The 10467-nt window shown below is 66.8% G+C and carries 13 protein-coding genes; 1 reads left to right on the top strand and 12 read right to left on the bottom strand.

Annotated features, from left to right (window positions below):
* Positions 1 to 90: 90 nt before the first annotated feature.
* On the bottom strand, positions 91 to 1533 hold the full coding sequence (locus I6U14_RS11370; RefSeq protein WP_296899405.1) for a mechanosensitive ion channel family protein: 1443 nt from the start codon (positions 1531 to 1533) through the stop codon (positions 91 to 93).
* 267 nt (positions 1534 to 1800) lie between these two features.
* Between I6U14_RS11370 and I6U14_RS11375 the strand changes: the two genes are divergently transcribed.
* Positions 1801 to 2181, top strand: a complete 381-nt coding sequence (locus I6U14_RS11375; RefSeq protein ID WP_296899407.1) for an HIRAN domain-containing protein — start codon at positions 1801 to 1803, stop codon at positions 2179 to 2181.
* Between the two features lie 33 nt (positions 2182 to 2214).
* Here I6U14_RS11375 and I6U14_RS11380 read toward each other — a convergent pair whose 3' ends face one another.
* The 11 genes from I6U14_RS11380 to I6U14_RS11430 all read right to left on the bottom strand — a co-directional run.
* Complete coding sequence (locus I6U14_RS11380; protein ID WP_296899408.1) at positions 2215 to 3384, bottom strand: AI-2E family transporter; 1170 nt, start codon at positions 3382 to 3384, stop codon at positions 2215 to 2217.
* A 47-nt stretch (positions 3385 to 3431) separates the two neighbouring features.
* Positions 3432 to 3740, bottom strand: coding sequence for a membrane protein insertion efficiency factor YidD (gene yidD, locus I6U14_RS11385; RefSeq protein ID WP_296899410.1), 309 nt, complete (start codon positions 3738 to 3740; stop codon positions 3432 to 3434).
* A gap of 7 nt (positions 3741 to 3747) precedes the next feature.
* Positions 3748 to 4377, bottom strand: coding sequence for an urease accessory protein UreG (gene ureG / locus I6U14_RS11390; protein WP_296899413.1), 630 nt, complete (start codon positions 4375 to 4377; stop codon positions 3748 to 3750).
* 31 nt (positions 4378 to 4408) lie between these two features.
* Positions 4409 to 5167, bottom strand: coding sequence for an urease accessory protein UreF (locus tag I6U14_RS11395; protein ID WP_296899416.1), 759 nt, complete (start codon positions 5165 to 5167; stop codon positions 4409 to 4411).
* Entirely contained in the window at positions 5091 to 5600 is a 510-nt protein-coding gene (gene ureE, locus I6U14_RS11400; protein ID WP_296899429.1) for an urease accessory protein UreE, read from the bottom strand. The genes I6U14_RS11395 and ureE overlap by 77 nt, the downstream gene beginning before the upstream one ends.
* 13 nt (positions 5601 to 5613) lie before the next feature.
* Positions 5614 to 5769, bottom strand: coding sequence for a hypothetical protein (locus I6U14_RS11405; protein WP_296899418.1), 156 nt, complete (start codon positions 5767 to 5769; stop codon positions 5614 to 5616).
* Between the two features lie 72 nt (positions 5770 to 5841).
* Entirely contained in the window at positions 5842 to 7560 is a 1719-nt protein-coding gene (gene ureC / locus I6U14_RS11410) for an urease subunit alpha (RefSeq protein ID WP_296899420.1), read from the bottom strand.
* Entirely contained in the window at positions 7557 to 7913 is a 357-nt protein-coding gene (locus I6U14_RS11415; RefSeq protein WP_296899431.1) for an urease subunit beta, read from the bottom strand. Before I6U14_RS11415 ends, ureC begins: the two co-directional genes overlap by 4 nt.
* A gap of 133 nt (positions 7914 to 8046) precedes the next feature.
* On the bottom strand, positions 8047 to 8349 hold the full coding sequence (ureA, locus tag I6U14_RS11420) for an urease subunit gamma (RefSeq protein ID WP_296899423.1): 303 nt from the start codon (positions 8347 to 8349) through the stop codon (positions 8047 to 8049).
* Between the two features lie 58 nt (positions 8350 to 8407).
* On the bottom strand, positions 8408 to 9229 hold the full coding sequence (locus I6U14_RS11425; protein ID WP_296899425.1) for an urease accessory protein UreD: 822 nt from the start codon (positions 9227 to 9229) through the stop codon (positions 8408 to 8410).
* 96 nt (positions 9230 to 9325) lie between these two features.
* Positions 9326 to 10467, bottom strand: a 1142-nt coding sequence (locus I6U14_RS11430) for a GTP-binding protein (protein WP_296899428.1), incomplete at its 5' end; no start/stop codon positions are given.

The raw sequence follows: 10467 nt of genomic DNA on the forward strand, positions 1-10467 counted from the left end.
GTGGTGACTATGACTCGTCGTCGTGCCTTGCGCTCGGGCACGAGCGACGCACCTCCCTTAACCGAAAACCCATGCGCGACGGGTATAACGCTACTCGTTGCGCTCCGCGTCCCCGTCGTCGAGTCCGCCGTCCTTCGTCATGGCGCTGGTGGTCTGGCCAACAGCCGGCGGAGCAAGCTGCGCCAACGCCTGCGCATTGCCTGCCAGGTGCAGGTGCACGTCCTGCTGCGGATAGGGGATGCCGATATCCTCGGCGTCGAAGCGACGCTTGACCTCTCGGGTAATGTCCCAGAACACCGCCCAATAATCCGCGGTCTTGACCCACGGACGGACGATGAAATTCACCGAGGACTCACCCAGCGCGCTCAGCTTGATCGTGGGCGCCGGCTCCTTCAGCACCTTGGGATGCGCGGCCACGATCTGTTCGAGAATGGCTTGGGCGCGATCCATGTCGTCGTCGTAGCCGATACCGAACTCCATGTCGACGCGCCGCTCGGTGACACCGCTGGCGTTGGTGATGATGTCGCCCCAGATCTTGTTGTTCGGCACGATCATCGTCTTGTTGTCAAAGGTCTTGATGGTCGTCGAGACCAGATTCAGCGATTGCACGGTGCCCGAGACGCCGCCGGCATCCACCACGTCGCCCGTATCGAAAGGCCGGAAGAACAGGATCATCAGGCCGCTCGCAAAGTTGCTCAGGGAGTCCTGTAACGCGAAGGCGAGAATGAAGCCCGCGGCACCCAAAGCGGCGAGCAACGGCCCGATGCTCACCTCCAGCGCCGCCAGGGCCATAACGATGCCGATGGCCATCACCACCCAGCGGGCCGCGCGCACGAGGAAGTCCTCCAGCAGCGCAGAGGTACCCGGCACCTTCTGCAATCCCCGATGGATCATGCTGCGGAAGATCCCCGAAACGATCCAGGCCACCAGCAGAATCCCGATAAACTTGGCGATATTGAGCACCCAACGCAGGCCGCCCTCATCCGACGTGAGCCAGCCTTGGATCGCCAGCCAGGAGGCACCGGCATCCGCCAAGTCAAGCTCGATCCCGCGCACAGCGGATGCATACAGCCGGTAGTCTCGGATTTGTGCCTGGGTGTCGGCATCGTCCGGGCTCGCTTTCGCCTCCAGGGCGGCGACGGCCGCAGTCAAGCCGTCCAGCCGATGGGTGCGCTCTTCGCGCAGCTCATTGATGTCATTCAGCAATGCAGCCCGTACGGAATCCACCGCCGCATCTACGCCTGCCTCATCCGCGCCTTCCAGCTCCGGCGCATCTCCGTACAGGCGTTTGTCCTCCGTCTGCGCCGCCGCGATGGCTTCGGAGGTTTCCTGCACCAGGCCGTGCCTGGCGTTAGCCTCGACCAGGAATTGCGCCGTCGGCAGCGGCGTGAGCAGCAGCTGGAGCTGATCGACGGGGATTGACGGATCGTCGATGGTGACAGGGGTTGGTTCTTCGCCTTCCGCCGCCACAACCGGCAGCGCCGATACAACGAGCAGTAGGCCAAGGACGGCCGGCAAATTGAACCTAGACATGGCGTTCTCCTTAGTTTTGAGGCGGCGCGGCGAGCTGCGCGAAGCGCAACGGGGAGTGTCCTAAGGCCGCGACAAGACTCGGCCGGGCGGCGGAGCAATCGCCCCGTGAGCACGCGCGCGGATTGTCCCGAACGTCGACCCGCTTTGCACCCCAGTTAGCCATCCGAGTGTGCGCGGTATTCGGACAATCGGCTCACGCATTGAGCCACCAGGGCGAGCACACTGCCGGCAACAGCCACAGCCGCGATCAGCATCAGGAGATCGTCAATGCTCCCAGCGAACCGCCCCGCAAGCCAGCGCGCATTGCGCCTGAACCCAGTGCTAAGCGCAGGGCCACCCGCAGCTCGCGTCATTCGGCTGCAGCGCAGCGCCCTCGCCGGCTTCCGCCATCATGAGGCACCACAGCTCTGGCCGGCCTTGGCGCGCCGCACGCCCTTGACACTGGAGCGCGAAGCGGACAACCCGCACGACGCCAATGCCGTCGCCCTGCGCTGGCGAGGGCGCAAGCTCGGCTACCTGCCGCGCGGCGAGAACCTCATGGCGGCCCGCCTGCTCGACCGTCAGCGCCAACTCTGCGCCCGCATCGAGCGGCTCGACCCGAACGCCGAGCATAACGCCCGTATTGGCATCGAGGTCATCCTCTGCTGAGCGCTCGCAGCGCCGACTAGTGGCTGCCGAGCCTCAGCCCGTGGCATCGGGGCTGTCGGCGGCAAGTGACGCTTCGACGTCCGTCGCCTTTGGTGCTTCTGTGCCCGGAGGAGCCACCTCGGCGAGCCAGGCCAGAAAGAGCTCATAGCCGAGGGCAAGAACGACGGCCCCGATGAAGAGCCCGATGATGCCGGCGGCAATGAAACCGCCGATGGCGCCAATGAAGATCACCGGCATGGGCACCGACGCACCCCGGCCCAGCAACATGGGCTTCAGCACGTTGTCGATGGAGCCGACGAACAGCGACCAGAGGGCGAACAGCACCGCCGTGGTGAGGTCAGCGGTATAGAACAGGTAGATCATCACCGGCAGCAGTACCGGAAACGCGCCGATCTGCACCACAGCCAGCAGCAACGCCACCAGCGCCCAGAGTCCGGCCATGGGCACGCCCGCCGCGAGCATGCCGAGCCCGGCGAGCATCGCCTGGATGAGCGCCACACCGAGGATGCCGCGGGATACACTGCGGACGACGGTCTCCGCGAGGCGCACGAAGCCGAGCCCGCGGGGGCCGGCCAGGCGCCAGCCGATGGCCTGTGCGGCACGGCGCCCCACATCGCTCTTCGCCAGCAGCACCCCGGCAATCAAGATCGCCAGCACGAAATGCAGCAGCCCCACGCCGGCACTGGTGGCCAGATTCAGCAGCCAGCTACCGATGGCCTTGAGCTGAGGCTCCAGGGTACGCAGCACGTCCTGCAGATTGGTGGAGGCATCCTGCCACAGAGACTGCATCTCGGCGCCAAACAGCGGCACGTGGCTCAAGTCCGGCGCCGCCGGGACCCTGATGTCGCCCGCCTCGAAGCTCTGGGCCAGCCATTCGGCTCCCTGCGCCACCGTACCGCTCAGCATGGTGACGGGAACCAACAGCACCAACAGGGCAATGACGACGAAGAGCACTGCTGCGGTCACCCGCCGCCCGCCCACCAACGCCAGTAGGCGCTTGTAGCCGGGCCAAGAGGCCACCGCCAAGATGATGGCCCAGGCAATGGGCACGAGGAAAGGCTCCATGATGCGATAGCAGAGGAGCAGCAGCGCCCCGATCAAGCCGATGCGGATGGCCGCCTCCACAGCTGGATCTGGCTGCCGGCTTGCCGCTAGCGGAGACGCGGCGGACTTCGGCGCCTCACCAGAGTTCGCATCGCTCATGACGGGAGGGGCTCCATATCTCGGTGGCTGCTGAGAGTCACCATGGCTTAGCCCCGGGGGGGCTCCTCTGGTGTGTCCTGTGGCCGAGGCGCGGGCGCAACAGGCGGCACCGGATCGTAGCCCGAGTCCCCCCACGGATGACAGCGGCCGATGCGACGCACCGCAAGCCAGCCGCCGCGGATCGGCCCATGTCGAGCGAGCGCCTCCAGCGCGTAGTCCGAGCAGGTGGGTAGGAAGCGACAGCGTGGCCCGATCAACGGCGAGACCAGATACTTATAGACCTTGATCAGGAGCACCAGCGGGGCAATAGCGAGCCGTCGCGTCCAAGCCGGCCGATGTTCGGCTGTGACCATCATATGTCGATCAAGGGCCTGCGGGGGCCGGCGCCAGCAGTCCTTCGCGGCGCACGAAGTCGACGATGACGTCCAGCCCCTCGCCCACCCGGAGATTGGTGAAGACGAAAGGCCGCTCGCCGCGCATGCGCTTGGCATCGCGCTCCATCACATCCAGCGACGCGCCGACGTGCGGTGCGAGGTCGATCTTGTTGATGACCAGCAGGTCCGAGCGGGTGATGCCGGGGCCGCCCTTGCGCGGGATCTTCTCGCCCTCGGACACATCGATGACATAGATGGTCAGATCCGCCAGCTCCGGGCTGAAGGTGGCCGCCAGGTTATCGCCACCGCTCTCGATGAAGATCAGGTCCAGCGCCGGAAAGCGCGCCTGCAGGTCCTGGACGGCGGCGAGATTCATCGAGGCATCCTCTCGGATGGCTGTGTGCGGACAACCGCCCGTCTCCACACCGACGATCCGCGTGGACTCCAGCGCCTCGGAGCGGATCAGGAACTCCGCATCCTCCCGAGTGTATATGTCGTTTGTCACCACCGCGATCTCGTAGTCGCCGCGCAGCCGCTTGCAGAGCGCGTCCAGGAGCGCCGTCTTACCGGAGCCGACGGGGCCGCCGACGCCGACGCGCAAAGGGTTGTTGTGAGGCATGATGCGGGACGGAAGCGGAGTTTTGTAGAAGCTAGGACCGAAACAGCCGGGTGTATTGCTGCTCATGCCGAGCGCTGGCGATGGCAAGCGCGGGGCTCGATGCACCGATGTCATGGTCACCCAAGCCGAGCGCCAGGTCCACCATCGCAGGAATCCGCCCGGCAAGGCGCGCGAGCACGCGCTGACCGTCACTCTGCCCCAGGGGCACCAGCTTCACCGCGGCAAGCGTCAAGTTCTCCGCCCACGCGAAGGCGAGGCCACCCAGCCCATCCGCCACCGGAATCTCCCAGCGTGTGGCGGCAAACGCGAAGCCGGCCATTTGACTCTGCGCCAACAGATCCCGCCAATCCGCCGCCGCCGGCAGGCCCAAGGCGCAGAGCAGATCCGCCATGGCCCGGCCGCGCTGGCGCTCCTCCGCGCGCAGCTCGCTGGTCTCCCGGGCCGCCAGCAGCAGATCGATCCAATGCTGCAGCCCGCCGCGGTCGCCGGCGCCCACCGCGCCCATCATTCGGGCAGCAACGGGCAAATCCAGCGGAGCCAGCGTTGCTGTAAGCTCACCAGTGAGCCAGTCCTCGGTGTCGGCGGCATCGCGGACCCAGCCCGCCTCCACAGCCCACTCCAGCCCCTGAGAATAGGTGAAGCCCCCCACCGGCAGCGACGGGCTCACCAGCTGCATGAGCCGCAGCAGTGCCGGTCGCAGCCGCGGCGGGCCGTCAGTCGTGGCTGTGGTGCTTGGGCTCGTGGCCATGATGGTGTCGGTGGCCGTGCGCATGGTCGGGGCCGCGCGCATGGCCGTGACCCTGTCCGCCACCGTAAGCGCCCGGCTCGGGCTCGAACGGCGCGTCGATCTGCGTGACACGGAGGCCGAGGCCCACCACCATGGCGTCCAACACATGGTCGCGCAGCCAGCAGAGCCGCCCCGGCTCGATCTGCAGCGCCACATGGCGGTTGCCCAGGTGATAGCAGGCGCGGGCCAGCAGCATTGGGTCTGGGCTCTGGGCGCAGGAGAGCGGCTCGGGCGCGGCGACAACTCGCACCATGAAGCGCCCATCCTCGGTGCCCAACAGGTCGCCGTCGCGCAGGACCTCACCCCGCGGCATCAGGATACCCGCCTCCCGCCCGTCGTCCAGACAGATGCGCTGGCGCGAGCGGCCGCGTTGGTCCAGGGTGAGGTGTGCGGCGGCGTTCGCCTTGCCGGCATTTGGCAGGCGGCGCGTCAGCATCGGCAGACCGCTCTCAGCCATCGCTGACATCGCCCAAGCGTCCGCGGACCGCGGCGACATAGCCCAGCAGGTCGTCCAGGTGACGCTCGACAAAGCGCTCGCCGCGAATATCCTGCTCGATAAGGCCCAGATCGGCGAGCCGGGACAGATCGGCGAGCGGCGAAGCCACTTCCGACTCCGCCCTATACCCGTGCGCCATCAACGCCTCGCCCCCAGCCCCTCGATCCTCGCCCCTCGACACTCAAAACAAAAAATACCGCTGCGCCATGGGCAGCACGTCCGCCGGCTCGCAGGTGAGCAGTCGGCCGTCGGCACGCACCTCGTAGGTCTGCGGATCGACTTCGATATTGGGCTGCCAGGCGTTGTGGATCATGTCCGCCTTGGTGACGTGCCGGACATCCCGCGTCACGCCGATCAGGCGCTTCAGGTTCAGCTTCTGTGCCACCGCATCCTGCATGGCCCAGCCGGAGACGAAGGTCATGCAGGTGTGGCCCACAGCGCGACCGAAGGCGGCGAACATCGGCCGATAGTGCACCGGCTGCGGGGTGGGGATGGAGGCGTTGGGGTCGCCCATGGCGGCGCCGGCGATGAGCCCGCCCTTCAGGATCAGGCTTGGCTTGGCGCCGAAAAAGGCCGGGCGCCAGAGCACCAGATCCGCAAGCTTGCCCACCTCGACGCTGCCGACCTCGTGGGCGATGCCGTGGGTGATGGCGGGGTTGATGGTGTACTTGGCGACATAGCGCTTGGCGCGGGCGTTGTCGTGCTCGGCGGGGTCGCTCAAGCCGTCGGGGGATGACAGACTGCCGAACTGCACCTTCATCTTGTGCGCCGTCTGCCAGGTGCGGGTGATCACCTCGCCGACGCGGCCCATCGCCTGGGAGTCCGACGCGATCATGCTGAAGGCGCCGAAGTCGTGCAGGATGTCCTCCGCGGCGATGGTCTCTTTGCGGATGCGGGACTCCGCAAAGGCGACGTCTTCCGGGATCGATGGCGACAGGTGATGGCAGACCATCAGCATGTCGAGGTGCTCGTCCACGGTGTTCACCGTGTAGGGCCGGGTCGGATTGGTGGACGACGGCAGCACGTTGGCCAAACCTGCGGCCTTGATGATGTCCGGCGCATGACCGCCGCCGGCACCCTCGGTGTGGTAGGTGTGGATGCACCGGTCCTTGAAGGCGGCGATGGTGTCCTCGACGAAGCCGGACTCGTTCAGCGTGTCCGTGTGGATGGCCACCTGCACGTCCATCTTCTCGGCAACGCCCAAGCAGCAGTCGATGGCGGCTGGCGTGGTGCCCCAGTCCTCATGCAGCTTGAGCCCCATGGCCCCGGCACGGACCTGCTCTTCCAACGGGTTCGGCAAGCTGCCGTTGCCCTTGCCGAGAAAGCCTAGGTTCATGGGCAGATATTCCGCGGCCTGGAGCATGCGGTGGATATTCCAGGGCCCAGGGGTGCAGGTGGTGGCGTTGGAGCCAGTGGCGGGACCGGTGCCGCCGCCCAACATCGTGGTGACGCCGGACATCAGCGCCTCTTCCACCTGCTGCGGACAGATGAAGTGGATATGGGCATCGATGCCGCCGGCGGTGACGATCATGCCCTCGCCGGCGATCGCCTCGGTGCCCGGGCCGACCAGAATGTCCACACCGGCCTGCGTGTCCGGATTGCCCGCTTTGCCGATGCCGGCGATGCGGCCGTCCTTAATGCCGATATCGGCCTTGACGATGCCCCAGTGGTCCAGGATCAGGGCGTTGGTGATGATGGTGTCGACCACCTCATCCGCCTGGCGCTGGCATTGCCCCATGCCGTCACGGATGACCTTGCCGCCGCCGAACTTGACCTCGTCACCATAGACGGTGTGGTCCCGCTCCACCTGGATGATGAGCTCGGAGTCGCCGAGTCTGACCCGATCGCCCGTCGTCGGGCCGAACATGGACGCATAAGCGTCACGGGAGATCCTGCTCATGGCGTGTCACCTCCGTCGGCGCCGGTGTCTGGTGTGTCGCTGCTTGGGTCCAGAGGACCCATCACCTTGCCGGTGAAGCCATAAACGACGCGGTCGCCTGCATAGGGCACCAGGTCCACCGTTCGGCTCTGCCCCGGCTCGAAGCGCACCGCGGTGCCGGCGGGGATGTCCAGCCGGTGGCCGCGGGTGGGCTCACGGTCGAAGCGGAGCGCCGAATTGGTCTCATAGAAGTGGTAGTGGGAGCCCACCTGAATGGGCCGGTCGCCGGTATTGGCCACCTCAACGGTGAGCACCGGGCGTCCGGCGTTGAGCTCGATGTCGCCGGGGGCGGTGAGTATTTCACCTGGGATCATCATTCGCTGCGCTCCAAGTGGCGATGACCGAGTATCGAGTATCGAGTATTGAGTGACGAGGCTCGAGGCTCACAGGAGGCAGGTGGGATGTTGTCCCGTCCCTCGATACTCGCACCTCGAGACTCGAAACTGCTTAAACAATTGGATCGTGCACGGTCACCAGCTTGGTACCGTCGGGGAAGGTGGCCTCCACCTGAACGTCAGGGATCAGCTCCGGCACACCCTCCATGACGTCGTCACGGGTCAGCAGGGTGCGGCCGTAGTCCATCAGCTCGGCAACGGTGCGGCCGTCCCGGGCGCCTTCCAGAATGGCGCAGCTGATGAGGGCGATGGCCTCGGGGTAGTTCAGCTTCAGCCCCCGGTCCCGGCGTCGCTCCGCCAGCAGACCGGCCGTAAAGAGCAGCAGCTTGTCTTTCTCGCGCGGTGTGAGATCCATGGCGCCCTCTCAAGGGATGAACAGCGATTTGGGGGGAGCTTCTACGGCGGAAGGGGCATCACGTCGCCCAGATACGCGGCGGCTGCGGAGCGAGGCCCAGCAACCGCGGGCGCAGCGCAGCCCAGAGGGCACAGAATAACTCCTGAACCGGCTCCGTAGTATCCGCCAGGGCACGCACCACCAGCAGATCGTCGAGGAGGGTGACGCCGGTCAGTATACCGGGGGCACCGGCGAGCACGGCGTGCGTCATCTCGAGTGCCTCCGCGTCGGCAGCTGCCGCAAGAAAGGTGCCGGTCACCGGACGCCCGCGTAGACCGCCGGCGCGCTCCAGATCCGCCGCCGCGGCGATGCGCAGTCGATCTTGCAGCAGCGGGCGGCCGTCGCGGCTCAGCGCGAGCGTCGCGTCCAGGGTGCCCTGGCTGAAACGCTCGTTGATCACGGGCCGGCCGAGGGCGGTCACCTCCCATCCGAGCAAGCGCGCATCGCCGCGCAGCAGAACCTCGGTATGGGCTCGAACCCGAGCGCCCGGGAACAGGATGGCGGGCTGCGGCAGCCATTCGAGCACAGCGCCCCGGGCCACCGACAACACCTGGGTCTGCAGGGCGCTCTCTCCGGCGCTGCGGTAGAACTTCGCCGCGCCCGGCGTGGTGGCCAGTGCATGTGCACCTGCGACGACGTCCAGCTGGATGTCCAGGGCATCCCCGCCCACGACTCCGCCTGGAGGGTGCAAGGGGTAGAGATGACAGGGCGCTCCCTCCGGATGGAAGGCGCGCTGGAGTGTCATCGGACCCAGCTGGTGCTTGCGGGCCAGCACCGTGCGCGGCCCCGCGGGGCCGGCGCGTTGCTCGCAGCGCAGGTGCAGCTCAGCACGCCAGCCCATGTTCGGTCCCGCACCAACTGCAACCAGCCAAATCTCTGCTGCCGTGGTGATCGGCGCGCAACAGCGACCTTACCCGCACGAGTGACCGGCCCAGCCTCACATCGGGAAGCCACCACCGGGCGGGAAGCCACCCGGCGGCAGTCCGCCCCCGGGGCCGCCGAGCCCGCCCATGCCAGGCGGCAGCCGGCCCTGCATCTGCCGCATCATCTTGGCCATGTTGCCGCCCTTCATCTTCTTCATCATCTTCTGCATCTGCGTGAACTGCTTGAGGAGCTTGTTCACGTCCTGGACCTGGGTGCCGGAGCCGACAGCGATGCGCTTGCGTCGGCTGCCCTTGATGATCTGCGGATGGGCGCGCTCCATGGGCGTCATGGAGTCGACGATGGCGATGAGCTTGACGACCTCTTTGTCGTTCACCTGGCTTTTCACGTGGTCCGGCACCTCGCCCATGCCGGGGAGTTTGTCCATGAGCCCCGCCATGCCGCCGAGCTGGCTCATCTGCTTCAGCTGGTCGCGGAAGTCCGTGAGGTCGAAGCCCTTGCCCTTCTTGAGCTTCTTCGCAAGCTTCTCGGCTTGCTTGTGGTCTACCTTCTGCTGGACCTCTTCCACCAGCGAGACCACGTCGCCCATGCCGAGAATCCGCGACGCCACGCGGTCCGGATGGAATGGCTCAAGTGCCGTTGTCTTTTCGCCGGTGCCGAGGAACTTGATGGGCTTGCCGGTGATCTCGCGGACGGAGAGCGCCGCACCGCCGCGGGCGTCGCCATCCGCCTTGGTGAGGATGACCCCGGTCAGCGGCAGCGCGTCGTGGAAGGCCTTGGCGGTCTTGGCGGCGTCCTGACCCGTCATGCTGTCCACCACGAACAGCGTCTCCGCCGGCGACAGCGCCGTCTCCAGCGCCTGGATCTCGGCCATCATCGCCTCGTCGATGGCGAGCCGGCCGGCGGTATCCACGATGAGCACGTCTTTGAACTGCTTGCGAGCCGCGGCGACGGCGCCCTCAGCGATGGCCGCCGGCTGCTGGTCGGCGCTGCTCGGGAAGCAGTCGACGCCGACCTCTTTGGCCACGGTGGCCAGCTGGTGGATGGCGGCCGGGCGGTAGACGTCGGTGCTCACCACCATGACCTTTTTGCCCTGACGCTCCTTCAGGAAGCGTGCGAGCTTGCCCGTCGTGGTGGTCTTGCCCGAGCCCTGCAGGCCGGCCATCAGGATCACCGCCGGCGGCTGGACGTTCAGGG

It is taken from the genome of Thiohalocapsa sp. (genome assembly GCF_019695415.1).
GTDB lineage: Bacteria > Pseudomonadota > Gammaproteobacteria > Chromatiales > Chromatiaceae > Thiohalocapsa.

What these genes read in the sequence shown, in the direction of transcription:
- I6U14_RS11370 (WP_296899405.1), bottom strand. Translation starts at nt 1,533, where the DNA reads ATGTCTAGGTTCAATTTGCCGGCCGTCCTTGGCCTACTGCTCGTTGTA.
- ureG (WP_296899413.1), bottom strand. Translation starts at nt 4,377, where the DNA reads ATGCCTCACAACAACCCTTTGCGCGTCGGCGTCGGCGGCCCCGTCGGC.
- ureE (WP_296899429.1), bottom strand. Translation starts at nt 5,600, where the DNA reads ATGCTGACGCGCCGCCTGCCAAATGCCGGCAAGGCGAACGCCGCCGCA.
- I6U14_RS11395 (WP_296899416.1), bottom strand. Translation starts at nt 5,167, where the DNA reads ATGCGCGCGGCCCCGACCATGCGCACGGCCACCGACACCATCATGGCC.
- yidD (WP_296899410.1), bottom strand. Translation starts at nt 3,740, where the DNA reads ATGATGGTCACAGCCGAACATCGGCCGGCTTGGACGCGACGGCTCGCT.
- ureA (WP_296899423.1), bottom strand. Translation starts at nt 8,349, where the DNA reads ATGGATCTCACACCGCGCGAGAAAGACAAGCTGCTGCTCTTTACGGCC.
- I6U14_RS11380 (WP_296899408.1), bottom strand. Translation starts at nt 3,384, where the DNA reads ATGAGCGATGCGAACTCTGGTGAGGCGCCGAAGTCCGCCGCGTCTCCG.
- ureC (WP_296899420.1), bottom strand. Translation starts at nt 7,560, where the DNA reads ATGAGCAGGATCTCCCGTGACGCTTATGCGTCCATGTTCGGCCCGACG.
- I6U14_RS11415 (WP_296899431.1), bottom strand. Translation starts at nt 7,913, where the DNA reads ATGATCCCAGGTGAAATACTCACCGCCCCCGGCGACATCGAGCTCAAC.
- I6U14_RS11375 (WP_296899407.1), top strand. Translation starts at nt 1,801, where the DNA reads ATGCTCCCAGCGAACCGCCCCGCAAGCCAGCGCGCATTGCGCCTGAAC.
- I6U14_RS11425 (WP_296899425.1), bottom strand. Translation starts at nt 9,229, where the DNA reads ATGGGCTGGCGTGCTGAGCTGCACCTGCGCTGCGAGCAACGCGCCGGC.